The organism is Flavobacterium xinjiangense (assembly GCF_900142885.1).
Classification (GTDB): domain Bacteria; phylum Bacteroidota; class Bacteroidia; order Flavobacteriales; family Flavobacteriaceae; genus Flavobacterium; species Flavobacterium xinjiangense.
On sequence record NZ_FRCL01000005.1, the window covers coordinates 212030 to 238051 of the forward strand.

The 26022-nt window shown below is 35.7% G+C and carries 24 protein-coding genes; 18 read left to right on the forward strand and 6 right to left on the reverse strand.

Translation table 11 applies throughout. From position 1 onward, the window contains the following. The first annotated feature begins 62 nt into the window (after positions 1–62). Both rocD and BUC23_RS08215 read left to right on the forward strand, forming a co-directional pair. The gene (rocD, locus tag BUC23_RS08210) at positions 63–1346 is read left to right on the forward strand and encodes an ornithine--oxo-acid transaminase (RefSeq protein WP_073208258.1); all 1284 of its coding nucleotides are present in this window, start codon (positions 63–65) and stop codon (positions 1344–1346) included. Between the two features lie 11 nt (positions 1347–1357). Continuing rightward, positions 1358–2320 carry an arginase gene (locus tag BUC23_RS08215; RefSeq protein WP_073208457.1) on the forward strand — a complete coding sequence of 321 codons (963 nt, stop codon included), beginning with the start codon at positions 1358–1360 and terminating at the stop codon, positions 2318–2320. Between the two features lie 159 nt (positions 2321–2479). Here BUC23_RS08215 and BUC23_RS08220 read toward each other — a convergent pair whose 3' ends face one another. Continuing rightward, complete coding sequence (locus tag BUC23_RS08220) at positions 2480–3280, reverse strand: ferritin-like domain-containing protein (protein ID WP_073208261.1); 801 nt, start codon at positions 3278–3280, stop codon at positions 2480–2482. 27 nt (positions 3281–3307) lie between these two features. Further along, entirely contained in the window at positions 3308–4084 is a 777-nt protein-coding gene (locus BUC23_RS08225; RefSeq protein WP_073208264.1) for a ferritin-like domain-containing protein, read from the reverse strand. Positions 4085–4712: 628 nt separating this feature from the next. Here BUC23_RS08225 and BUC23_RS08230 point away from each other — a divergent pair. The 13 genes from BUC23_RS08230 (at position 4713) to BUC23_RS08290 (ending at position 15619) form a co-directional block, all read left to right on the forward strand. Then, positions 4713–5885, forward strand: a complete 1173-nt coding sequence (locus BUC23_RS08230; protein ID WP_073208267.1) for a molybdopterin molybdotransferase MoeA — start codon at positions 4713–4715, stop codon at positions 5883–5885. An 8-nt stretch (positions 5886–5893) separates the two neighbouring features. Beyond that, positions 5894–6637: a sulfite exporter TauE/SafE family protein gene (locus BUC23_RS08235; protein WP_073208270.1), complete on the forward strand. Its 744-nt coding sequence runs from the start codon at positions 5894–5896 to the stop codon at positions 6635–6637. A 141-nt stretch (positions 6638–6778) separates the two neighbouring features. Next, positions 6779–7351 (forward strand): molybdenum cofactor guanylyltransferase, encoded by a 573-nt coding sequence (locus tag BUC23_RS08240; protein ID WP_073208273.1) that lies wholly within the window; start codon positions 6779–6781, stop codon positions 7349–7351. Next, positions 7348–8145 (forward strand): uroporphyrinogen-III C-methyltransferase, encoded by a 798-nt coding sequence (cobA, locus tag BUC23_RS08245; protein WP_073208276.1) that lies wholly within the window; start codon positions 7348–7350, stop codon positions 8143–8145. Before BUC23_RS08240 ends, cobA begins: the two co-directional genes overlap by 4 nt. Further along, positions 8142–8378 (forward strand): MoaD/ThiS family protein, encoded by a 237-nt coding sequence (locus tag BUC23_RS08250; protein ID WP_073208280.1) that lies wholly within the window; start codon positions 8142–8144, stop codon positions 8376–8378. The genes cobA and BUC23_RS08250 overlap by 4 nt, the downstream gene beginning before the upstream one ends. Before the next feature lie 84 nt (positions 8379–8462). Then, positions 8463–9542, forward strand: coding sequence for a HesA/MoeB/ThiF family protein (moeB, locus tag BUC23_RS08255; RefSeq protein ID WP_073208283.1), 1080 nt, complete (start codon positions 8463–8465; stop codon positions 9540–9542). Positions 9543–9559: 17 nt separating this feature from the next. Beyond that, positions 9560–9994, forward strand: a complete 435-nt coding sequence (locus BUC23_RS08260; protein ID WP_073208287.1) for a molybdenum cofactor biosynthesis protein MoaE — start codon at positions 9560–9562, stop codon at positions 9992–9994. A 160-nt stretch (positions 9995–10154) separates the two neighbouring features. Continuing rightward, positions 10155–11069: a bifunctional molybdenum cofactor biosynthesis protein MoaC/MoaB gene (moaCB, locus tag BUC23_RS08265; RefSeq protein ID WP_073208291.1), complete on the forward strand. Its 915-nt coding sequence runs from the start codon at positions 10155–10157 to the stop codon at positions 11067–11069. Next, complete coding sequence (gene moaA / locus BUC23_RS08270; protein WP_073208294.1) at positions 11056–12063, forward strand: GTP 3',8-cyclase MoaA; 1008 nt, start codon at positions 11056–11058, stop codon at positions 12061–12063. Before moaCB ends, moaA begins: the two co-directional genes overlap by 14 nt. Positions 12064–12407: 344 nt before the next feature. Further along, positions 12408–13532 (forward strand): HNH endonuclease, encoded by a 1125-nt coding sequence (locus tag BUC23_RS17210; RefSeq protein ID WP_244153787.1) that lies wholly within the window; start codon positions 12408–12410, stop codon positions 13530–13532. A 172-nt stretch (positions 13533–13704) separates the two neighbouring features. Beyond that, positions 13705–14364, forward strand: a complete 660-nt coding sequence (locus BUC23_RS08280; RefSeq protein WP_073208297.1) for a hypothetical protein — start codon at positions 13705–13707, stop codon at positions 14362–14364. Between the two features lie 92 nt (positions 14365–14456). After that, complete coding sequence (locus tag BUC23_RS08285; protein WP_073208299.1) at positions 14457–15023, forward strand: REP-associated tyrosine transposase; 567 nt, start codon at positions 14457–14459, stop codon at positions 15021–15023. A gap of 149 nt (positions 15024–15172) precedes the next feature. Further along, entirely contained in the window at positions 15173–15619 is a 447-nt protein-coding gene (locus tag BUC23_RS08290) for a hypothetical protein (RefSeq protein WP_073208460.1), read from the forward strand. Positions 15620–15993: 374 nt separating this feature from the next. Here BUC23_RS08290 and katG read toward each other — a convergent pair whose 3' ends face one another. Next, positions 15994–18219 (reverse strand): catalase/peroxidase HPI, encoded by a 2226-nt coding sequence (katG, locus tag BUC23_RS08295; protein ID WP_073208302.1) that lies wholly within the window; start codon positions 18217–18219, stop codon positions 15994–15996. Positions 18220–18591: 372 nt separating this feature from the next. Here katG and BUC23_RS08300 point away from each other — a divergent pair, with 372 nt between their 5' ends. The 3 genes from BUC23_RS08300 (at position 18592) to BUC23_RS08310 (ending at position 19969) form a co-directional block, all read left to right on the forward strand. Continuing rightward, positions 18592–18879, forward strand: coding sequence for a DUF3781 domain-containing protein (locus BUC23_RS08300; RefSeq protein WP_084538321.1), 288 nt, complete (start codon positions 18592–18594; stop codon positions 18877–18879). Continuing rightward, positions 18863–19312: a GyrI-like domain-containing protein gene (locus tag BUC23_RS08305; RefSeq protein ID WP_073208305.1), complete on the forward strand. Its 450-nt coding sequence runs from the start codon at positions 18863–18865 to the stop codon at positions 19310–19312. Before BUC23_RS08300 ends, BUC23_RS08305 begins: the two co-directional genes overlap by 17 nt. Positions 19313–19510: 198 nt before the next feature. Then, complete coding sequence (locus BUC23_RS08310) at positions 19511–19969, forward strand: cytochrome c oxidase assembly factor Coa1 family protein (protein WP_073208309.1); 459 nt, start codon at positions 19511–19513, stop codon at positions 19967–19969. A 153-nt stretch (positions 19970–20122) separates the two neighbouring features. Here BUC23_RS08310 and BUC23_RS08315 read toward each other — a convergent pair whose 3' ends face one another. The 3 genes from BUC23_RS08315 to BUC23_RS08325 all read right to left on the reverse strand — a co-directional run bounded on the left by BUC23_RS08315 (position 20123) and on the right by BUC23_RS08325 (position 25868). Next, positions 20123–20671, reverse strand: a complete 549-nt coding sequence (locus BUC23_RS08315; protein ID WP_073208311.1) for an acyl-CoA thioesterase — start codon at positions 20669–20671, stop codon at positions 20123–20125. Positions 20672–20831: 160 nt separating this feature from the next. Further along, complete coding sequence (locus BUC23_RS08320) at positions 20832–22274, reverse strand: rubredoxin (protein WP_073208314.1); 1443 nt, start codon at positions 22272–22274, stop codon at positions 20832–20834. Positions 22275–22355: 81 nt separating this feature from the next. Then, positions 22356–25868: a nitrate reductase gene (locus BUC23_RS08325; RefSeq protein ID WP_073208318.1), complete on the reverse strand. Its 3513-nt coding sequence runs from the start codon at positions 25866–25868 to the stop codon at positions 22356–22358. Positions 25869–26022: the final 154 nt, after the last annotated feature.

Sequence of the window (26022 nt, forward strand, 5' to 3'; positions counted from 1 at the left end):
TTTTATTGTTAAATAAAAAATATTAGTTATTTTTGTTTCAAAGTTTTTAAAAATAGTAAGTTATGGAACACATTGATCAAACACTTTCTTCAAAGTCTAACGAGTTGATAGGAAAAGAAAATAAATACGGTGCTCACAATTACCATCCTCTGCCGGTAGTTTTGGAAAGAGGAGAGGGAGTACATGTTTGGGATATTGACGGGAAAAAATATTTTGATTTCCTATCTGCTTATTCTGCGGTAAATCAAGGACATTGTCATCCAAAAATTGTGGGTGCGATGGTGAAACAGGCGCAAACATTGACATTGACTTCACGTGCTTTTTATAACGATCAATTGGGGCCTTATGAAGAATTCATGACGAAATATTTTAATTTCGACAAGGTATTACCAATGAATACAGGAGCTGAAGCGGTAGAGACTGCTTTGAAAATATGTAGAAAATGGGCTTATGAAGTAAAAGGAATTCCTGAAAATCAAGCACAAATAATTGTTTGTGAGAATAATTTTCATGGAAGAACTACTACTATTATTTCGTTTTCAAATGATGAAAATGCACGTAAAAGCTTTGGTCCTTTTACAGAAGGATTTATAAAAATACCATATGATGATATTGAGGCATTGGAAAATGTTTTAAAATCAACAAAAAATATTGCAGGTTTCTTGGTGGAACCAATTCAGGGAGAAGCCGGCGTTTACGTTCCTTCTGAAGGTTACTTGGCTAAAGCCAAAGCACTTTGTGAAGAACACAATGCTTTGTTTATTGCTGATGAAGTTCAAACAGGGATTGCGCGTACGGGAAGATTATTGGCTACTTGCGGAAACTGTTCTTGTACAAAAAGTTGTGAAAACAAACCAGAAGTTAAACCAGATATTCTTATTTTAGGTAAAGCCATTTCAGGTGGTGTTTATCCGGTTTCGGCTGTATTGGCTAATGATTCAATTATGAATGTAATCAAGCCGGGACAACACGGTTCAACTTTTGGTGGAAATCCAGTTGCTGCTGCCGTCGCAATCGCAGCTCTTGAAGTGGTTAGAGATGAAAATTTGGCTGAAAATGCCGCTTACTTAGGGGAAGTTTTAAGAAATGGACTTAACGAAATCGCGGCAAGAAACCCGTTAATCACATTGGTTCGTGGTAAAGGATTATTGAATGCTATTGTGATCAACAGTGATGAGGAATCCGATTTGGCTTGGGATATTTGCATGAAGTTTAGAGATTACGGTTTATTGGCAAAGCCAACACACGGAAACAAAATTAGATTTGCTCCGCCATTAGTTATTACCGAATCTCAAATTCACGAATGTCTGGCGATTATTGAAAGAGCATTAAACGATTTCAAATAATGGTAATTACAATGGAAAAAGCAATCAAATTAATAAAAAACAGATCTGATATTGGTGCTGGAACCAGAGGTTCTGATATGGGAATTGATGCAATCGAAATTGCCGCTATTAACCAAAATAGCGATTATTTTAATCAATTTGAATTTGAAGATGTTAAAACACACAACGAATCCATTTATGATAAAAACAGAAGCACTTCAGCCAAAAGAATCGAGCATGTTGTAGAACAATGTACTCGGGTTTGTAATGCGGTGAAGAAAAATTTAAAGGATAATTTTTTTCCAATAGTATTGTCTGGAGATCATTCTTCGGCATTGGGAACCATAAGCGGAATAAAAGCGGTTTATCCGGAGCAGACATTGGGAGTGATTTGGATTGATGCTCACGCTGATTTACATTCGCCTTACACCTCTCCGTCGGGAAATATTCACGGAATGCCTTTGTCTGCTGCTATTGCTGACGATAATTTGAGTTGTCAGAATAACGAAGTTCCTGCAGAAACGCAAGAGCTTTGGGAAGAAATGAAGAATATTGGCCACCCAGGCGCTAAAATACTTGCTGAAAATTTAGTTTATTTTGGCGTTCGTGACACCGAAGAAGCGGAAGATAAGCAGATAGAAAAATTAAAGATCAGAAATTATATGGTGGCAGAAATGCGCTATCGCGGTCTTGAAAAATGTGTTACAGAAGCGTTGTCAAAGTTGTCGCACTGCGATCGTTTGTATATTTCTTTTGACGTGGATTCGATGGATTGTGATATGATCTCTTATGGAACAGGAACGCCAGTCCCTAAAGGATTTGATCAGTACGAAATAATTGCAATTATCAACCAAATTATTGAGTCTAAAAAAGTAGTTTGTATTGAATTTGTGGAGGTTAATCCATTGTTGGACACCAAAGGAAATAAAATGGCAGAAACTGCTTTTGAAGTTCTGGAAGCAATCACATCCACCCTTATTTTACCAGTGGAATAAATTGATCGAATATAATTATATAAAGAAGCCCAAAATCTACCATTAGATTTTGGGCTTCTTATTTGAATTGATAAAATTTAAAGATGTGTAAATTTCCAAAAATTATACGATGATCTTTAATCCATAAACATCAGTTAGTATTTTCTAAGGCTTCTATTATTATACAATAAATAGTCCCGCGATAGCAACTGCTTGATCTGTCGTGAGAGGTTCATCGTAGGATTCTGATCCTGCTTCTACACCAAATAATGTCGAGGTGTTATAACCTGCTTGATTTGTATTTTCTTCACCATTATATACTGCTTGAGTTGCCTCAGGCATTCCCGCTCCCCTTTGATTTAATGTAATCCATCCTTTTAGACCTCGTAATCTCCTTACCTCAGAGGCGTGGCGTGCTTCAACAGAATGAATCTGTAAAGCGGCGGTTAATAAATCTGGAGCAGATATTAAATTAGTAGCTTGACCTTTATAAGCTCTTACACCTGTATCTTCGAAAGCCTGCGCTAAAGCTAAAAATGTCGGATAATCATTAAACGGATGAAAAGCGCCGCCAACTGTAAAATCAAAAGTTGGTTTCTCTACAAAATTTGGACTGCCAACCCCTCCTAATCCATTTATCAAAAAAGTTACATGATCGGTCTCATGAGCTGAAATCTGCATGAAAACTTTCTCATCCCTGCCTCCGGTAGGAATAACACCAGATTCTAATCCCATAATGTAATATTCTTTTTCAAGATATTCCAATGTCAGTGCTAGCTGTAATGCGCCAATAGGATTGCTGGGTGTAGGCTTAATTTTTCCATAAGCAACATTTGTCAGTGATGAAAGTCCAAATGGAATGGAGGCTAATGTTAAATTTTTCCCCAATTGACTTATTTTTCCTAAACTATCTCTTCTCGAACCCTGACTTTGCATTAAATCTTCATTAGCAAAAGACGCTATAAATTTTAATATGTTCATAATTTCTATTTTTTTATATGTTATGTATCACGGTAAGTATAAAGCGGTGAAAGTTGTTGCGATAAATCCACTTGCAATTGCAATAACTTCAGAAGGATTTTTCTTTACATCAAGTCCTGTAGTAGTATCGACAACATCATCTCCTGCAAAATCTTTAGAATTTGGATTTATTAAACTCCTAATCGCAGATGCATGCCTTGCTTCTACAGAGACGATTTTACCTGCCAGAAGTAAATAGTCCGGATTGGTAATTAACCTGCCTGCTCCGTTATAAGCTGCCACTCCAGTATCTTCAAGGGCTTTGGCGGTCGCCAATACATCCGTACGGCTGTTAAAATTTAAACTTCCATAATTAAATTCTAAATGAGGGAGTAATTGGTGTTTTGGATTGGGAAGTGCTCCCGTAAGTGCTGTTTTAAAAAATTCTCGGTGAATTACTTCATGATGGTATAAATCCACCAGTACCTGTTGGTCCTCAGCTGTGAAATTGCTTGTGAATCCGCTTGCATTCACAACTCTGGTATAAAAATCAGCCTCTAGCTGCTCCAGAGCATATGCATAAGTCAATACACCCAAGTCACCTGCACCTAAATCAAAAACACCATCTTTTGTTCCAGGAAAATGACCTTGCCCATATTTAGATGTAAGGCTGTTAGTGTTATTAGCTAAACCTAATTCATTGTCATTGCTACAACCTGTTAAAAACAAACCAGTACTCAAAACGGTAAGCCCACTAATTTTGAGGAATTCCCTCCTGTTTTTGATAGGAGAATTTACTTCTTTAATCTGTACTACATTTTTCATAATTTAAACATTTAAAAAGTTATTAATTGTGTTAATAAATGATTTAGTAGGTGCATTAAAATTGAGGGTGTTTTCTGAAATGAGTGTTTTATACAAGTTTTATTTAATACTTTTTAGGTAATTTCGATGAACAATCCCAGTTACACAATAATTGATCAAGATTGGTCACACTATTTAATCGAGTAGGTAGGTTATTTTTAAAACGAGTTTTTTTTTGAGGGATATAAAATTAATAAAAAAATAATAACATACTGTAGTTAAGTATCTTAAATTCAAAAAGTTATAATTGTTTAAGGAAAATGCTTGCCAATTTATTGAATCCTCCTTTGTTGCTTTATGTTTTATGTTTTTGGATTTAAAATAGGGTTAAGTTTAACATATTAAAATATCCTATTTCTGGACTGGATAAAAATTTTAAAATGGAAACTTAAAATATTTTCGAGATTTTGGGTTTTCTGTTTTACGGATTTTACAGATTTGGTATTGCTTTGTTCCTTTTTTAATAAATAAAACGGTTTAAATCTTGCTATATTCATTTTGCATGCAATTATAGTTAATTGTTCGTTCAACTTCACATATTTACGTATATTTGCAATAAGTATTTTTACTTAGTTTTATTCGAGAATGTATGATACAAGTAGACCAAGCCTTATCGATTATTACACAAAATAGTTGCAAGTTGCCTATCAGAAAAATTAAAGTGGCAAAATCACTTGGTTTTATTTTGGCGGAAGCAATTTATTCGCCAATGGATATGCCGCCTTTCCGTCAATCAGCGATGGATGGTTACGCTTTTGCATTTAGTGAATTGCAACAGTTTAATGTGGTAAGTACTTCACAAGCCGGTGATTTTTCGAATAAAAAAATAAAAAAAGGAGACGCGATCAGAATATTCACAGGTGCTTATGTTCCGGATAATTTGGATACGGTTGTGATGCAGGAGCATACTACGGTTGCAAATCAAACGGTTGAAATTGTAAAAATGCCGCAACAGTTTGCTAATGTTAGGGACAAAGGCGAGCAAATAAAAGAAAACGAACTTGTACTTGAAAAAAATACAGTTATTACCGCTGCAGCTATTGGATTTTTAGCTTGTTTAGGGATAACTGAAATAACGGTGTATGCCAAGCCAAAAGTGGTGATTGTTGTTACTGGTAACGAATTGGTAAAAGCTGGTAAGAAAATATCTGAAGGAAAGATTTACGAAAGTAACTCTATTATGCTTGAATCTGCTTTGCAGGGAATTGGGATTAAGAAAGTCGAAACATTCCGGGTAAAGGATAATTTGAAAGCGACAAAAAGAATTTTAAAAAGCTGTCTTGCTGCTTTTGATGTTGTGCTTGTTTCGGGCGGAATTTCGGTTGGGGATTATGATTTTGTCAAAGAAGCACTTTTGTCCAATGGGGTTGAAGAGTTGTTTTATAAAATTAATCAAAAGCCTGGAAAACCGTTGTTTTTTGGAAAAAAAGACAAAACGATTGTTTTTGCCTTGCCTGGAAATCCAGCTTCAACATTGACCAGTTTTTATATTTATGTTCATCCGGCGCTAAAAAAAAATATGGGTTTTGAAGCAATTCATTTGCCAAAAATCAAACGAAAAATAACTACCCAATTTGTAAACACATCCGGGAAAACCTTATTTTTGAAAGGCTGGTGTGATGATGAAAAAGTGACGGTTTTAGAGAGTCAGAGTTCAGCGATGTTAAACACTTTTGCAGGAGCGAATGCTTTAATTTATTTGCCTCATGATGTGGTAAATATTGAAAAAGATCAGGAAGTAATGGTTATACCACTTAATTAATTATACAGATGTCAATAGTAAATAATGATTTTTTGATTGTATTCGGCGTATTATTAGCGGTGGTTGCGTTTTTGTATTCCAGCGTGGGTCATGGTGGTGCATCGGGATATTTAGCTTTGATGGCAATTTTTGCATTCCCTGTTTCGGTGATGAAACCTTCAGCATTGTTGCTTAATTTGTTCGTCTCGGGAATTTCTTTTTTCTTTTATTATAAAAAAGATTTCTTCAAACCCAGACTGTTTTATCCTTTCGCGATCACTTCCGTACCAGCGGCTTTTATTGGCGGGATGATTCCGTTAGAAAATAGTTTTTATAGGATATTGTTAGGAATCGTATTGATTCTGGCAGCGTTGCGGTTGTTCGGTTTTTTTAATTCGAAAGAAGCTGAAAGTACCAAAATAAATATTCCGCTGGCTATGGGAATAGGTTTTGGAATAGGTCTATTATCCGGAATGTTAGGTATTGGTGGTGGCGTTATCCTGAGTCCAATCCTATTATTATTGGGTTGGGCAACGTTAAAAGAAACAGCAGCCATTTCAAGTTTATTTATTTTGGTGAATTCTATTGCAGGACTTTCGGGCTATTTTATGGGGGACAAAACGTTTCCAACAGAAAGCTTTTATTTAGTTCCAATAGCAGTTTTTGGAGGAATGTTAGGAGCTTATTACGGGAGCGGATATTTTTCCAATAAAGTGCTGAAATATGTGTTGGCAACGGTAATCCTATTAGCGAGCGTGAAGTTGATTGTTTGATTTTTTATTAAAAGATTAAAAGATTGAAAGATTCAAAAATATGTTCACATGATTAAAAGTTAAGGTTTTTAAATTTAAACGCTAAATATTTAGTATCACAATCGTTCAATATTAAATTTTTTAATCATTAAATTATTTTATATGCAAGTATCGATTCTTTGTGGAGGAAAAAGCAGCCGAATGCAGTCAGAAAAAGGCTTGGTATTGTACCAAAACAAACCTTTTATCGAGCATATTATTGAAGCTGTTTTACCAATATCAAGTAACATTCAATTGATTACTAATACAATTGATTACGATTATTTGTCCTACAGGAAAATAAAAGATATAGTTTTTGATAAAGGGCCTTTGGGCGGAATATACACTGCGCTAGTTCATTCGAAAACTGAAATGAATTTGATATTGAGTTGCGACATTCCATTAATTTCTACCGAAATACTTCGGGAATTGATTGAAAAGCATGGTGCAAATTTTGATGGTTCTGTTTTTGAAGACACGAATCGGATGCATCCTTTGATAGGAATATATTCGAAAAGAATACTACCTGTTTTAAAAAAGGCAATTGATGGCAATGAATTGAAAATGATGCACTTCATTTCAAATGTAAAACATCAATTGATTCCGATTACGGATGCCAAAAGACACTTGTTTAAAAATATAAATTCTGTTGCCGAGTTGAACGAATTGAATACCAATTTATCCCAGTTAAAATGAAAAATTCAAATACACCAAAATTGACAATCGTCGGGGCAGGTCCCGGAGATGTAGAGTTGATTACTTTAAAAGCTATCAAAGCGCTGGAAAGTGCAGATGTTGTTTTGTATGACGCCCTTGTAAATGAAGAGTTATTGCAATATGCTACCCATGCTGAAATCATTTTTGTGGGTAAGCGTTTTGGTTGTCACGCCTACAGTCAAGATCAAATTAATGAATTGATTGTGTCGATGGCAAAACGTTTTGGTCATGTCGTTCGATTTAAAGGCGGAGATCCATTTGTTTTTGGCAGAGGAAGCGAAGAGATAGAATATGCTCAAAAATTTGATTTAGAAACTGCTATTGTTCCTGGAATTTCATCTGCTTTAGGAGTGCCGGCGTCTAATGGAATCAGTTTGACGCAAAGAAGAGTGGCCGAAAGTTTTTGGGTAATAACCGGAACTACTTCGGATCATAAATTATCTAAAGATGTGGCTTTGGCATCGCAATCCTCAGCGACGGTGGTGATATTGATGGGAATGAATAAGCTGGACGAAATTATTTCGATTTATCAAAACAACAGAACCGACGATTTGCCTATTGCCATCATTCAAAACGGAACAAAAGACACGGAGAAAAAAGTGGTGGGAACCATTAGCTCTATCGCAAAATTAGTTCAAGAGCACCAACTTTCTTCTCCGGCAATTATTGTCATTGGTGAAGTGGTGCGAAATGCTTCAAAATTGACGCAATATTTTCAAGAGGAGAACTTAGAAGATGAATTTGTTTTTCAAAATTTAGATATAGCCATATGATAGCGGTGAAATATTTTGGCGCCATAGCCGAAAAAACAAAAAGTTCGGAAGAAGAATTTTCTTTTTCAGGCATGCCTTTAGGTGATTTATTGCTGGCATTAGAACAGAAATACCAATTGGGGCAATTTTCTTTTAGTGTTGCGATAAATCAAAAAATAGTGCAGCATACAGCAAATTATGTGTTGAAAAGTAATGATATTGTTGCTTTATTGCCACCATTTGCCGGAGGGTAAAGATTTAAGATTAACTATTTAAGATTTTTGATTTTAAAAAAAGTTAGCAGTCAGTAATAAAACTTTTGTTTTAAACCTAAATTTATGGAAACAGCACGATACAACCGACAAATTATACTTCCTGAAGTAGGGATTAATGGACAACATAAACTGCAGCAAGCCAAAGTCTTGATCATTGGTGCAGGAGGATTGGGTGTGGCTGTTTTACCGTATTTGGCTGCAGCCGGAATAGGAGAAATTGGGATTATTGACGATGATAGAATCGAAGTGACCAATTTGCAACGCCAAGTGATTTACAAAAGCAGTTCGGTGGGAAAAAGTAAAGTTCTTGAAGCAGCAACAATGGCTTTGGAACTCAATCCTTCGATAAAAATAAATGCAATCACGGAAAAATTAGATTCGAAAAATGCGATTTTGTTATTCGAACAATATGATATTGTGGTTGACGCCACGGATAATCTGACTACTAAATATTTGATTAATGATGCGTGTTGCGTAACCAACAAACCATTTGTTTACGGTTCTATTTATAAATTTGAGGGGCAGGTTTCTGTTTTTAATTATAAAAACGGACCTACATACCGCTGTTTGTTTCCAGAGGAAAATAGTGAAGTGAGAAACTGTAATGATGCAGGTGTTATGGGAATATCGGTGGGAATCATCGGTATGTTTCAGGCTAATGAAGTATTGAAAATGGTTTTGGGAATAGGGGAGTTGTTGTCTGGAAAATTATTGGTTTATAATATGTTGAATAACGAACAACAGAAGTTTGATTTTTCAAAAACAGACACAAGTACTATTGATAAAGTAGCTTTCGAAAATAAATATACTTCGGTTGAAAGTGCAACAATTGAAATCAGTGCTGCTCTTGCATTGGAACAAATAAATAATAAAAATGTTGTTTTTCTTGATGTTCGAAATTCAGAGGAATATCCAAAAATAACAATCCAGAATGGACTTCAAATTCCGTTAGACCGTTTAGAATCTGCATTGCACCAGTTGGATAGTAATGCGGAAATATTTGTTTTTTGCCAATCCGGAATTAGAAGTAAAAAGGCAGTGGAGATTCTTAGAAATAATAATTTTGCGACTGCCAAAAGTATTGCTGGTGGCGCTAAAGCATTGGATAAAATACTGCATAAAGGAACGGTTTCTGTTACCTAAAATATAAAAATAAAATCATGAGTAAGAAAACTGTTTTCATTCAGGGACCTATTTCTTCGGAATTTATAGGGCAGTCTATTGCGAAACACCAATCGAAAACCACTATTGGGGCACACAATATTTTTTTGGGTCAGGTCAGAGCCGATGCAATTGATGGGCAAACGGTAGTTGCAATTGATTACACCGCTTACGAAGAAATGGCAGACGAAGCCCTGAACGTAATTAGAGAGAAAGCGTTCGCGCAATTCGATTTGATTTGCATGCACATTTATCACAGTTTGGGCGTGGTTAAAGCGGGAGAAATATGCTTGTTTGTGTTTGTTTCGGCAACCAGAAGAAAGCAAGTATATGAAGCCACGGAAAAGATTGTGAATTGGATTAAAACAGATGTGCCTATTTTTGGTAAAGAAATCTTTGAAAATAGTACTTTTACTTGGAAACAGAATACTTAACAGTCATAAAGTCAAAGGTCGAAAGTCTTAAAGTGGATTAGCTTGAAGTCTTTTTGAATACTATAAATAGACTAATCCAAACGAATTAAAAATAACGGTTTTATTGTTTTCAAGAGGCTGACTTTGCAACTTTAGACTTTAAAACTTTAGACACATAAAAATGGTTGATATCACACATAAAATAAGTACACTCCGTACAGCAACTGCAAAGGCAACAGTAATTGTTAGTCTTCAAGCCACAATTGATGCCGTTGTAAATAATCTGGTGCCAAAAGGAAACGTACTGGAAATGGCTAAAACTGCCGGGTTATTTGCCGTAAAAAACACGCATTTATCGATTCCTGATTGCCATCCTATTCCAATTGAATTTACATCGGTGGAATATGAAATCAATGAATTAAGCATTGACATTATTTTCAAGGTTAAAACGGTTTACAAAACCGGAGTTGAGGTCGAGGCGATGCACGGTGCTTCGATTGTGGCGCTTACGATGTATGATATGCTTAAACCTATTGACAAAAATATCGAGATTTCGACGATTAAATTAATTAGTAAGGAAGGCGGAAAATCGTCTTTCAAAAATAGATTTCCATCCGCTATTACAGCGGCGGTTTTCGTTTGTTCCGATTCAATTTTCGCAGGAGATAAACAAGATCGTTCCGGTAAAATAATTGTTGAAAAACTGGAAATTAGCGGAGTCGAAACGACGCATTACGAAATCATCCCAGATGAAATCGATGTGATTCAAGAGCGCACTAAAGCTTTCGCCAAAGAAAATCAATTGATCATTTTTACGGGAGGAACCGGGCTTTCGCCAAGAGATGTTACACCGCAAGCACTGGAACCGTTGTTAGAAACCAGAATTCCGGGAATTGAGGAAGCCATACGCAGTTATGGGCAAGAACGCATGCCGTATTCGATGCTTTCCAGAACCGTTGCAGGAACTTTAGGGAATACTTTGGTACTGGCTTTACCAGGTTCAACCAACGGCGCAAAGGAATCCATGGATGCCATATTTCCTCATGTGCTGCATGTTTTTCATATTTTAAAAGGCAAAAATCATGACACCAATTAACGCTGTTTTAACGGATGATTTTGGACGTAAACACAACTATTTGCGTATTTCCTTAATTGAGAAATGCAATTTGCGTTGTACCTATTGCATGCCAGCCGATGGAATTGTATTAAGTCCAAAAGCGAGCTTGATGACGGCTGACGAAATTCACGCCATCGCCCAAACATTCGTCAATAATGGTGTTGACAAAATAAGATTGACCGGCGGGGAACCGTTGCTACGAAAAGATTTTCCTGAAATCATAGCCAAACTGGCTTCGCTTCAAACCGAGATTTCCATCACTACAAACGGAATTCTGATTAACAAACATATTGACGTTTTAAAGCAGTTTAACGTCAAGAAAATCAACCTGAGTTTAGATACTTTGGTGGCATCCAAATTCCATTCGATTACGCTTAGAAACCAGTTTCAGAGTGTAATTGATAATTTGCATTTATTGTTGAACAATGATTTCAAAATCAAAGTAAATGTGGTTTTGATTAAAGGATTCAATGACGATGAAATTATTGATTTTATTAAGCTCACCGAGTTTTCACCCATTTCGATTCGGTTTATAGAATTCATGCCTTTTGCAGGAAACGAGTGGGACCGTAGCAAAATGGTTTCTCAAAAGGAGATTTTGGATCAGGTGCAACATCATTTCCCGGAATCGGATGTGGAGAAATTAGAAGACGATAAAAACTTCACTGCCAGAGAATTCAAAATAAAAAACTATTTGGGAAGTTTTGGGATTATCAGTTCGATAACTAATCCTTTTTGTGACGGTTGCAACAGAATTCGCCTTACAGCCAACGGGAAAATAAAAAACTGTCTGTTCTCCAACTCCGAAACAGATTTACTGACACATTTCAGAAATAGTGAAGCGATAGAAGACTTGATTGCTTTTGCCATTAAAAGCAAAAAGAAAGTACGCGCAGGAATGACTACTATCGAGGATGTAAACAATCCCGCTTTGAATCAAGACAACCGTAGCATGATTGCTATTGGCGGTTAATACTACAATTTTTTTAGGAGCTTTTCCCGTTATTCGTTGCAACCCTGTTTCGACTGCTATCTGGGCTTGGGCTTTTGTGTAAAAAAGACCGTGAATGAGGTTTCCCGTAAAGTTTACAATCACGAAGATATTATTTTTGAAAATAAGTTAATTATCAAAGCTAATTTATCAGATTTTTCGGTAATTAATTTGTATGTTTGAAATTAGTAAAGTCTGATGTTTATCACAGCTGTCTAATCAATTTAGGGGGTGATAAGTCTTATAAATTCAGCAGTATTACTAGTTAGCTGTAATACTCTCTAAAATCGTAGAAAAAGAACCAAAAATAATCAAAAATAATCAAAATGAAAATTCCGAATAGCATTATTCCACTTGCATACGAAGTCTCAAAAGAATTTTACGAAGGCAACATTTCATTAAAAGACGCGACAGCAAAACTTATCAAGGACAAAAGTATTAACGAAAATTCTGCTCGTGATTATTTTTATAATTTTAAGTATTTATTGGAAGGGAAAAAATTCACAAGAACTTTAAATGCTGACACTATGGAATATTTTTTCACTCATATTTTTGAAGATTATGGAGAAAAAAATATTTTAAATTGTTTGATAGCTTTAAGAGAACATATTGAATATTATGAAGCACAAAATAATACAACAATGCGCAAAATGCGTTCAATTCACAAAAAATTTGCAGACAGAATAGTTGAACCAACTTTAATAACAAACATTGACCAACTTTATCAAAATATAGAAACTGTTGAATTAAGCTTAACTGATGGAACAGAAGAAGAAAGAATTGAAAGCGCAAAATTGATTAAGCGAGGAACTTGTTTTGTTGCTTATCAAATTGAAAATGAATTGAGATTTGCACCAAGCAGATTTTTAGGTTATCAAAATAATAAAATATTCAAGTTTGCATCAACAGATATTGATGGAAGAGAAACAAACAAAGCAATAAATTCTATTTTAAATTCAAAACCAATAATTGACAATAATCTTGAAAAAAAATATTTAGAATATTGTGAAAAAATTGGAATAAAACCACAATTAAAAGGTGGAGCTTATGCAGTTACAAGAAAGTATTGGAAAATCAGCATCAAAAATGATTTCAATAGTAATACTGATTTATCAGGAGAATTTCCAGAAGGAAAAATTGTTGAAAGAACACATAAAGCAAGAGAAAGAAATTCAAAAGTAGTAGAATTAGCAAAAAATAATTTCAAAAATAAACACGGAAAACTATTTTGTCAAGTTTGCGATTTTGACTTTGAAGATAATTACGGAATTGTTGGAAAAGATTTTATTGAAGGACATCATACAATTGCTGTGAGCGAAATGCCTGCGGATTACAAAACAAAACCAGAAGAAATTGCAATGCTTTGTGGTAATTGTCATCGAATGGTCCACAAAAAAAGGCCTTGGTTGACAATGGAAGAATTAACAAAAGTCTTAAAAACTAAAACATAAAAAAATAAGTACTACAGCTAATGCAAGTTTTGCGCTATCGTGGTTTTTAGGCTTAATTTAAAGTGGTCGTGCGTTTTGAAATTTAGTGATGAAACGAAAATAAAGCTTAATTTAACCCAAAACCTCTTGTAGCAAGGGAACGTTTAGCAGTAAGCTTAAAAAAGAACGAAAAATGAATGATAAAATCGATATTTTTGAATCTATAAAATCGGATGCTATCAACGAATTATCCCCCGAAATTCTTGAAACAGGTCTTGATTATTTAACTGATTCTGAAGTTTTAAAAGACATTCCTATTTTCGGTATTGCGTTTAAAAGTTATAATTTATACCAAAGGGTAACTGAAACATTTTTTATAAAAAAACTACTTAAATTTCTTTTTGAATTGAGAGAAATCCCTTTGTTAGAAAGAGAAAAATTTATAAAGAAACTTGAAATTAATCAAGAAACTAATAAAGCTGGTGAAAAACTACTCATTACAATAAATCGTCTCAATGATATTGATAAAGCAGAAATAATTGGAAGATTATTTAAAAAAACAATATTAGGCAAAATTGAATTTGAAGATTTCAGTAGATTAACGCACATAATTGATAACGCTTACATTCACGATTTGAAATTACTAAAAAACAATATTTACTTGAGGTATGTTAATGATGATATCAAATCTAGTTTACATCAAGTAGGTTTATTAAATCAAAACATATCTGATGTAGAAAGACAAAAGAGATTTTTAGAACGTGTTGGAAGTAAAAGTGATGTGCAACCGAAATTTGAATATAAAGTTAATCAATATTGTGAAATATTAGTAGAACATGGTTTTAAAGAATAAAGTTCTGCTACCCCCGCTACCGCACGAATCCTTTCGTGTGGTTCATGTAGATTAAAACTAAACTTTCTATATTAATATTAAAGACAGTAACTATGAGTAGAAATTATAAATTTTATAATCCAGAGGGTTTGTATTTTATAAGTTTCTCCGTAGTAGGTTGGTTAGATGTATTTACTCGTAATGAGTACAAAGATTTATTTCTTGAAAGTGTAGCATTTTGTCAAAAAAACAAAGGATTAGAAATTCATGCTTGGTGTATTATGAGCAATCATGTGCATTTAGTTTTTAGGAGTATAAGTGGTCAAAATCCTGAATTATTGATTGGTGATTTAAAAAGGTTTACCAGTCAATCAATTGTAAAAAGTATACAAGAAAATCCAAGAGAAAGCAGAAAAGAATTCTTGTTAGATTTTTTTAAAAAACAAGCTGAAAAAAGTTCAAATGTAAAACACTATCAATTTTGGCGTCATGATAATCAACCTATTGAGTTGTGGAGCAATAAAGTTATTCAACAAAAGATAGACTATGTACACAATAATCCTGTAGAAGGGGGCGTAGTTTATAAAGCAGAAGATTATGTATACAGTAGTGCCATGGATTATTCAGGTCAAAAAGGATTAATTGATGATGTAGTTGTTTTTAGAATGTTTGGTATTTAACGACAACGAACCACACGAAAGGATTCGTGCGGTAGCGGAGGATTATGTAGTTGTTTTTAGAATGTTTACTATTTAATGACAATGAACCACATGAAAGGATTCGTGCGGTAGCGCTAGGAACTTTAGCAGAAATCTTTAAAAACCATTTTATGAGGAAAATATCGATAATTTTTTTATTCATTACAACATTAACATTCGCTCAAAGGAAGATTGATAAATTACATTATGCGAAAACATTAATTGCTGTTCCTGAAAATTGTACTGCAAAATCAGAATATGAAATAATTGATTGCAGTGGATTTTCTACTCAATGGCTATTTCTGAGTGACGAAATGGTAAAACAAAAAGTTAACGAGCAAATTTCTAAACAAATTGAGCAGCAATTTGATTATAAAAACAAAAAAGAAATTAAATTTTTTTCACAGAAGGAAATGTTCGAAGGGAATATTTACCAAATGAAAAAAGGGACTTATAGAATTATTGGGTTTGGCCGAGTAAATGGTATTGCGTTGGTTTTAAATTTAGGATTCGAAAAAGAAGTTAAGTCGAACTCAGACTTAAATGAATTTGAAAAAAACTTTATTCAATTTCAATAAGACTTCTGTTAACAGCCGGTAAACGAAATTACACCGCTACCGCACAAAATGAAATTCGACGAAGTCAATCCTTTCGTGTGGTTTCTATGTAGAAATGTCATTATGAAAAAAGTTCGTTATTCCTAGCCCTGATGGTAGCGGCATCCTCGTAACGCAGTGGAGAGATACAGCGGACAGCAGGAGATTTCGTTCTTTTAAACTGCAATCATTCTGCTCCTAAAGAAAATCAACTTTCGCTTAATTGTACGTGTTCTCTGGTGCAATGCAATTTATTTGCCGCCGACTCACTTTTTTTGATTTGTATAAATTAATTTGGAAACAAAAAAGGTGGCCCGTTACCAGACCACCTTAATACTATAAAAACAAGAATGAAATTAAACCAAGTCGAAACGATCGAGGTTCATGACCTTGTTCCAAGCTGCGACAAAGTCTTTTATGAATTTGTCTTGAGAATCGGCACAACCATAAACTTCAGCGATTGCTCTTAACTCAGAGTTCGAACCAAAAATAAGATCAACACGAGTTCCTATCCACTTCAATCCGCCTGTTTTGCGATCGCTGCCTACAAATAAATCATCCGCTTCTGAAGCCGCTTTCCAAGTCGTACCTAAATCGAGTAGGTTTACAAAGAAATCATTGGTCAGCACTTCTGGACGGGTGGTGAAAACACCGTTTTGAGACTGGTCAAAGTTGGCATTCAGAACACGCAAACCACCAACAAGAACTGTCATTTCTGGTGTGGTCAAGGTCAGTAATTGTGCTTTGTCAACAAGCATTTCCTCGGCAGATACCGTATATTTAGTCTTAGCGTAATTGCGGAAACCATCAGCTTCAGGCTCAAGGACTGCAAATGATTCCACATCTGTTTGTTCTTGTGACGTATCGGCTCTTCCCGGAGTAAAAGGCACTTTTACATACTGACCTGCAGCTACTGCAGCTTTCTCAATTCCTGCACATCCTGCGAGTACAATTAAGTCAGCCATCGAAACTAGGGTATTATCAGACTGAGAACTGTTGAATGCTGTTTGGATTTCGCTAAGTGTCTCCAAAACTTTAGCCAGTTGCCCGGGATTGTTCACTTTCCAATCTTTTTGAGGTTCCAATCTAATGCGCGCACCGTTTGCTCCACCTCGTTTATCAGAGCCACGGAATGTTGATGCTGAAGCCCAAGCGGTAGTTACCAGTTGAGGTACAGATAATCCCGAATCAAGAATTTTTGATTTTAGTGTAGCAATAGCATTATCATCAATCAGTTGATGCGTAACGGCAGGAACAGGATCTTGCCAGATTAATTCTTCTGTAGGCACTTCTGGGCCAAGATAGCGTGCTATTGGACCCATGTCGCGGTGTGTCAACTTGAACCAGGCACGACTGAAAGCATCAGCAAACTTATCAGGATTTTCGTGGAAATATCTTGAGATGGGCTCATAAATAGGATCTACTCTCAAGGCAAGGTCAGCGGTAAGCATCGTTGGCGCATGACTCTTTGACGGATTGTGTGCATCCGGAACGGTACCAGCACCAGCACCGGCTCTTGGTTTCCATTGATGTGCGCCAGCTGGACTTTTCGATAGTTCCCATTCGAATTTGAATAGGTTTTCAAAGTAATTGTTACTCCATCTTGTAGGCGTGGTAGTCCAAGCACCCTCAAGACCACTGGTAATGGTGTCTTCTCCATTTCCGGTGCCAAATGTATTTTTCCAACCAAGACCTTGATCCGCAATGCCTCCACCTGCAGGCTCAGCTCCCACGTATTTGTTTGGATCGGCAGCACCATGGGTTTTTCCGAACGTATGCCCACCGGCAATAAGGGCAACAGTTTCCTCGTCATTCATTGCCATACGCTTAAAAGTCTCCCTAATGTCACGTGCAGAGCCAAGAGGATCAGGATTTCCGTTAGGTCCTTCAGGATTCACATAGATAAGTCCCATTTGAACGGCAGCGAGAGGATTTTCTAATTCGCGGTCACCTGTATAGCGCTTGTCATCCAACCACTTTCCTTCTGAACCCCAATAGATGTCTTCCGCAGGTTCCCAAACATCGGCGCGACCGCCGGCAAAACCAAAGGTTTTGAAGCCCATTGACTCCAAAGCACAGTTTCCGGTAAGAATCATTAGGTCAGCCCATGAAATTTTCTTGCCATATTTCTGTTTGATTGGCCACAATAGTAAACGAGCCTTATCGAGGTTTGCATTGTCAGGCCAACTGTTCAGCGGTGCAAATCGTTGTGTGCCAAAACCCGCACCACCACGACCGTCCGCGATACGATACGTTCCTGCACTGTGCCACGCCATACGAATGAAAAATGGCCCATAGTGACCATAATCAGCAGGCCACCATTCTTGAGAGGTGGTCATTAAATCAAATAGGTCTTGCTTCACAGCATTTAGATCGAGACTTTTGAACTCCTCTGCATAGTTGAATTCTTCACCCATAGGATTTGAGAGAGTGGAGTGTTGCCTGAGTATGTTTAAATTCAACTGATTAGGCCACCAATCAGTGTTTCTAGTTCCAAAACCAGCACTTTGCTTTTGAGTAGCTCCTGAAAATGGACACTTACCTGCATCAGCGGCTGCGTTCTCATTATTGATATTTTCCATAGTGTGATTTAATTTTTGGTTTGTAAATCTTAATGCTAATTTAGATATTTTTATTTATCAAAAACATTTTACTGATAGATAAAAACTATAATGGTAGCTACTATCCGTTATGCAGTCAACTGATGGGAATTTATTTTTTTTAAAAAAGAATCAGATTATTTGCATGTCAAAGTTGGACTGTTGTAGTTTTGATGGAAACAATGGGGTAACAAGCTTACTGTAAGAAATAAAAGTATAAATTAGCGAGGTAAAAAGCTGTTATATAATGTACAGGGACGTAATTAGGGTGGATGTACGCTATAGTGTTGCGTGTCTGTTCGAGTTGGTGGCAAGTGTACCGGAATTCACGACTAAAATGAAACGACAAGAAAAATGAACATTTACAAAACCGAAATTCTGAATAAGATTTGCTATACAGAACTTGTTTATGAACGAATTAATAAAAAGTTAAATAGCAAGTACCAAAAGTCAGTAATTGAGAAAATGCTTTTTGAAATAATAAAAGAAACAAATGAAATTCATTTTCAGAAAATCGGTAAAAACTTTTATATTTCAAACATTGAACATAATATCAAAATAACAATAAATTCAAACACTTATAGAATTATAACTGTTGACCGAATTACAAAAAACGAAAAGCAAAATGACAAACGGATTTAAAATAATCGGGATTTCAACTCGAACAACAAACAAAGACAACCAAGCGCAACAAGATCTGGGAAATCTTTGGGGACAATTTTTCTCGAAAAATTTATTAAACATAATTCCTAACAAGATTTCTAATGAAATTATAGCGATTTATACGGACTACAAAAGTGACTTTACGGAAGATTACACGACAATAATTGGTATTCCAGTATCAACTTTGGACGAAATTCCAGACGGATTAATCGGCCGTGAATTTCAATCTGAAAATTTTAAAAAATTCACTGCAAAAGGTGAAATGCCGAATGCTGTTGTAGCTGCTTGGGTTGACATTTGGCAGAAGGACAAAGAATTAAACAGAAAATACAGCTATCATTTTGAAGTTTACGGAGAGCGATCGCAAAATGGAGAAAATTCAGAAGTTGAAATTTTCATTGCAACGAAATAACAACACCAGCCACTAACAGCTGTTTTGATATAGTTTCGGATTTAATGCAAGTACTGTTTCGCATCAAGTTTTCGTTAAGCCAAAAAATGAAAGGTTACGAACCACACACAATGGCAATGCAGGAAAACAGCAGAAGATAGTTTCAACTAAAATTTCGGAGAAAAAATAATTGAAAAACAGAACAGTAAAATAAAAGAAATGGATAACGAATTAGTTGTTGAGAAAAGTTGGTGGAAAAGAAATTGGAAATGGTTTTTTCCAACTTTACTGTTACTGTTACTGTTTTTGCTTCTATTTGGTTCAATTTTGAGTTCAAGTATTGACGGAACTGTAACTGATATTGCTCAAGCGTATTCTGACAATTCACTTTATGAAAAGGCAATTGAAAAAGCGAAAATGAATAAAAGAGTTCTTGAAGTTATTGGAGCAATAGAACCGATTGATAAATTAGCAATTTTGGAAGGAAATGCGATTTATTCAAACCATAATAATTCAGTTGAATTGTCAGTCAGAATAAAAGGAAATAAAGGAAAAGGAAAAATGGATATTTCTGCTCACAAAAACGGGAATGAATGGGTATATAAAGAAATAAACATCCGTGTAAAAGAGCCTAAAGAAGAAATTCAAATGTTAAAAGATACAATTGGGGAAAAATAATTGTAAATCTAGGCTTCCTTTATCCGCAACTCAAGTGGCATAACGGTAGAGGTAATGTAGCACAGACAGTATAAAAAATTAACACTATGAACCCTAAGACCGATTGATTATGTTAAATAATTGGATCGAATGAGTTTTTTAAAGAATGATTACTTACTTCAATTCCACTTTGACATTATACTGATTTAAACTCAAAATAGTTTCTATAGACCCAAAGGTGGCAATGCTTCTTTGATACTCTCTTTCCTTTTTTAAAGCAATTTGTTTCACGCAGTTTTGAAACCGACTCACTTCTTTTAAAGTGGTTAAAATTAATCCGGGAACGGGAACATTTTTTCCTTCTTTGTCTTTGGAAACCATCGTAAAATAAGAAGAGTTGCAATGTTTCACGACTCCGGTCTGGATATTTTCGGCCTCCACACGAATGCCAATAATCATTGAACTGGTTCCAACGTAATTCACACTAGCTTTCATGGTAACTAGTTCGCCCACTTCAATTGGTTTTAGGAAATTTACTGTATCCACAGAAGCCGTTACGCAGTAGTTACCTGAAAATCTTGAAGCGCAGGCAAAAGCAATCTGATCGAGTAAGGATAGAATATAACCTCCGTGAATTTTACCACTAAAATTAGTGTGCGATGGAAGCATTAACTCAGAAATAGTGATGTGAGAGGAACTTACCGTTTTGAAAGTACTGTTCATTTGATGAATATTTTTGTTTTAACCATTAAGAAATTAAGTATGAAAGCTTAATTTTTCTTAATTTATTTAATGGTTTGGTCTAAACCTATAGGTTATTGTGCAATATAGCCTCTAGAATCTAAAAGGATGATAAATTAATTGGTAGCTAATTGTCTTGAGATTATGATAAAGTGTCCAGTTTCTGTCCTGTTAATACAATAAAATTTATTTTTGGAGATTCACATAACGAACAGCAATAATCTTCCGGTAAATCTTTGAATAGGACGCCTTTTTCAATTCCTTGACTAACATCACCATATTCTGAATTGTATAAAGTCAGACATTCCGGGCATTGATGGATATCTTGTGCTGCTTTCTCTTTTTTGGTTGCAGCGGGACTAATTTCCACCGATTGATTTCCTAGTTCTTCAAAATATTTCCTGCTCAATTCAATCAAAATGTTTGGTAATTCCAGTTTATCGACATCTTGGGTATGAACAATATATTCTTTAGTATTTGGATCAAAATTTTTGGCATACAAAACATTATATGTGTCTCTGATTTTGATGGATTCTAAGTCTTTTGGCAATTCATTTTTCTCCACTACAATCGAAGTGAAGTAATGTCCCTCACGATTGTATTCTGATAAACCAAAGGTCAGTCCGTAAGTACTGATGTCAAACTGATCAAGCGTTCGAACCAGAAAAGTCTTCAAATTCAATGCCCATTCCATCGCAACAGGTAAGTGCCAGTTAAGTTCCAATAAAGAATGGCGTACATTAATTCCTTTTTTGCCCAAGAATTTTTCCCAATCTAATTTTCGTTCCTTTGGAATCCCTTTTATAATGAAGGATTTCCATGGCGTGATGCATATTTTTCCAATTTTGCAATCAAAACATAAATCGCACATTTCTTTCAGAAAGTCTAAATCGTACAGGTTATTTCTCCAATACAATCCTAACCAATATTGGTCAATTCCTAATCGGTTCATTCCCTCATAGTAAGGAAAGGGGTAGAACGGAATATTCAAAGGTTTGTCTATTGTTCTATTATTGGTGTCCAAAGCTTCGCTTAGCAATTGAAAAATCATATCAACAGAATCAGGTTCCTCTTCCAGTATTTTTTCAATGGCATAATATATTTCTGCTATATTCCAACTGTAGATCAGTACGGGATACATTTCCATTTTATCCCATTTTGGCAGGCGGACATATAGAAACCAGTAATCCTCATGATCGGAAGCAATAAAGTTGATATGCCCCGTAAACAATGGAACTAACTGTTGTTTTGGATCGGTGATGTTTACTTTTAGCTTGGGTTGTTCTTTAAATTGCTCTAAAATATACAAAAATTTATTTCCGGTAAGCCAAGGCGTATTTCTGAAAATATCGGTAGACACATAAGACGAAACGATGTTATTCCCACTTTTTTCATTGGGATAAACAAAATGATTCTTACCTGTTTTTTCCTTTTCAATGTGGTTGAAACCTTTAGGGAATATGATATCCTGTCTGGAACCAAAGGAGATGGATTCCAGTCCTTGTTCTAAAGCCATATTTACAATTCCACGCAATTCTCCTGGTGAAATAACGCCTCCTTTTACTATTAGTCTTGTCAATTCCATATTCTATAGTTTAGAGTTTACAGTCACAGTTTACAGTCTCAGTGCGCAACTGAAAACTGAGACTGAGACTTGAAAACTAATTTATTTAATCTTCGCTAATATTTCTTTCACTTCAGTTTTACAACTTCCACAACCTAATCCGGCTCCGGTGGTTTTGCATAATTCAGTAAAATTAGTAACGCCGCTTTTTATGGCTTCTTCAATATTTCCGCTTCCTACCTGACTGCAAGAGCAAACTAATTTGCCTATTACTGGTTTTGTATTCGAACTTCCTCTCAGCAAAGTGTTTCTTTTATCAGATAATTCGATTTTGCTTTCGATCATTGTTTTGAACTCCGCAAACTCATTTTTATCACCCATTAAAATAGCACCTACTAATAAGTCATTTTTGACGATACATTTTTTATAGTATCTTTTTCCTAAATCAGCAAACACAATTTCTTCGTATGAATCATCATTGTCAGGGATTTCTATTTCGCCAATACTGCACAAATTAATGTCTTCGAGTTTCAGAATATTCATCAACACCGAACCTTTATAAAAGCTGCTGATATCTCCGGCCATATAATTTGCCAAGACATCCGCTTGTTCTTCAGCTGCCGATGTTATTCCGAATAACTGGTTGTTGAATTCAGCGATTTCACCAATGGCAAAAATGTTTGGATTCGAGGATTGCAAATACTGGTTTACTTTTACGCCACGCCCACAGGAAATGCCGGATTCTTTGGCTAATTCTATATTTGGGATGGTTCCAATGGTGTATACGATGGCATTAGCAGTTATGATACGACCACTTTTGAGCGCGATTTCTATTTCATTTGGATTATCTGTTTCGAACACGGTACTGACTTCATTATCAAAATAAATTTGAATATCACGAAGTTGGACTTCTTCGGCAAGTAATTTACTCGAAATTCGGTCTAATTGGCGTTCCATTAATCGGGAAGCCCTTTGAATTATCGTAATTTTTACTTTTTTATGTTTTAAGGCTGCAGCCAATTCCAATCCTAATAATCCGCCGCCAACGATAACTACATGCTGCTCTTCGGGAATTAAATTAGTGTTATCCAGATAGTTTTTCAAGCGGTCTGCATCTTCTTTTTTTCTGATGGTGAATCGTCCGGGTAAATGCAATTGTGCATTTTCGGGAATAAAAGGGCGGCTTCCTGTTGCTAATATTAAGGAGTCGAAAGAATGGGTAATGCCGTCACTATCTAGAATTATATTTTCTTTAGTATTGATGTTGTCAATTGAAACGCCAGATTTCATCGTGATATTTAAGTGGCGTAAAGCTTCGTCTTTTATTTTTAAAAGCTGTTCCCAAGAAAGTTCTGCAGTTACATATTCCGGTAGTAAAACTCGGTTGTAAAAAGGATTCTCTTCATTCGAAAAAACAATAATTTCATCCGAAGTGTTGATTTCTCTGTAGTTCTGAATAAATCGGAAAGCAGCTGCTCCAGCACCTACAACCGAGATTTTTTCGAAAGGTTTCACGTATTTGGCCACGGAAACGGTAGTAAACTTAAAATCAGGTTCTTTTGAAACAGGATCTACAAGCGTATTCGTTAAATTATTTGTTCTATTCAAATCATTTTCCAATTGTTTTCCCCAGTGCATCGGTAGGAAAACAACGCCTTCTCTTATGGTGTCAGCCACTTTTGCTTTTACACGAACAGTCCCGTTTTTGCTGGTTACCACAACAATATCTCCGTTTTTTATGGATGCTTTATAGGCATCAATAGGATTTATTTCAAGCACGGGACTTGGTATATGGGTCATCAAGCGGGATACTTTTCCCGTTTTCGTCATCGTATGCCATTGATCACGAATGCGCCCGGTTGTTAAAATAAACGGAAACCTGTCATTTGGTTGTTCGGAGGTATTTTCAATCGCTGTCGGCAGATTAAATATCGCTTTTTCCGATGGCGTATAGAATTTTTTATCGGTAAATAAACGCGGCGTTCCGGGATGTCCGTAATCAGGGACAGGCCATTGAAAGGTCCCTTCGTTTTTTAGACGATTGTAATTTAAAAAGGAAATATCAATTGTGGTGTTTTTTGTCATTAAACAATATTCCTTATAGATATCTTCGGTACTGTTGAAATTGAATCCTGTGAAATTCATTTTTTTAGCAAAACGAGTCAGAATTTCCACATCAGGCAGTGCTTCTCCCGGTGCATTGATGCCCTTTGGCAAATAGGATATTCGTCTTTCAGAGTTGGTCATCGTACCTTCTTTTTCTAACCAACCAGCTGCGGGTAATAATAAATCGGCAAATTTTGAGGTATCCGCATTATGAGAAATGTCCTGAACAACTACAAATTTGGCATTAGCCAATGCTTTTTCTACTCTGCGAGAGTCTGGTAAACTCACTAACGGATTGGTACAGATAACCCAAATCGCTTTCATTTTTCCGGATTCTAAGGCATCAAACATTTCCGTAGCCGTTAATCCCGGTTTTTCAGAAATCCCGTCAACTCCCCAAAAATCAGCGACTTCTTTTCGGTGAACGGGATTGTTCAATTCTTTATGAACTGCGAGTAAGTTTGCCATACCACCCACTTCACGACCGCCCATTGCGTTGGGTTGTCCAGTCAATGAAAAAGGTCCGGAACCTGGTTTTCCTATTTGTCCGGTTAGTAAAGAAAGATTAAGTAATGCGGTATTTTTATCTACGCCAATAGCACTTTGATTCAATCCCATGGCCCAAAGCGAAAGAAATCCTTTGGCTTTACCAATGATGTCGGCCGCTAATTTAATGTCATTCAAAGGAACTCCACAAAGTTTAGATGCTTTTTCCAGGGAACTGGAAAGAACTAAATCCTTGTATAATTTGAAATTTTCAGTATGGTTTTTAATGAAATCATTGTCGGCATATCCTTTTTCGATTAGCCTTTTTGCCAAAGCATGGTACAAAATAATATCAGTACCCGGAATGATTTGTAAATGCAAATCGGCAGCTAAAGCCGAATCTGTTTTTCGAGGATCAACAACGATGATTTTTGTTTTCGGATTTTTTTCCTTGTGTTGTTCGATTCGTCTAAAAAGAATAGGGTGACACCAAGCAGGATTAGCTCCTGTTATCAAAAAAGTATCTGCCAGTTCAATATCGTCGTAAGCGATTGGTACAGAATCTTCACCAAATGTTTTCTTGTAGCCCGCCACCGCTGAACTCATGCACAAACGAGAGTTAGTATCGATATTATTGGTTTTCAGGAACCCTTTTACCAGTTTGTTTACCAAATAGTATTCCTCAGTAAGGCATTGTCCGGAAATGTAGAACCCAACACTGTCAGGACCGTGTTTTTTTATGATAGCCGAAAAAACGGCTGCCGCACGATCTAGCGCGGTGTCCCAGCTCACTCTTTCCATGGGATGAGATTTGCTCCATCTCATTTCGGGATAAAGAATTCGATCTGAAGTATCGTTCACCACATAATGCAAGTTCATCCCTTTTGAGCAAAGCATCCCTTTATTTACGGGATGGTCTTTATCTCCCGTAACGGTTACTCCATTTTTTGCATCATTGGTTACTATAATTCCGCAACCTACTCCACAATAGGAACACGTGGTTTTTATTTCTGAATTTTGCATTATTGAATTTCTTTATTAATAATGAAAGCCTGGTATGTATTCTCTATCTATCTTATGAAAGTGTAAAAATAAGTATTTTTACGTATTAATACGTATTAAATGAATTTTATTTTATATTTTTGGTTAAAATAAATTGGAGCCCTGAATTGTCTCA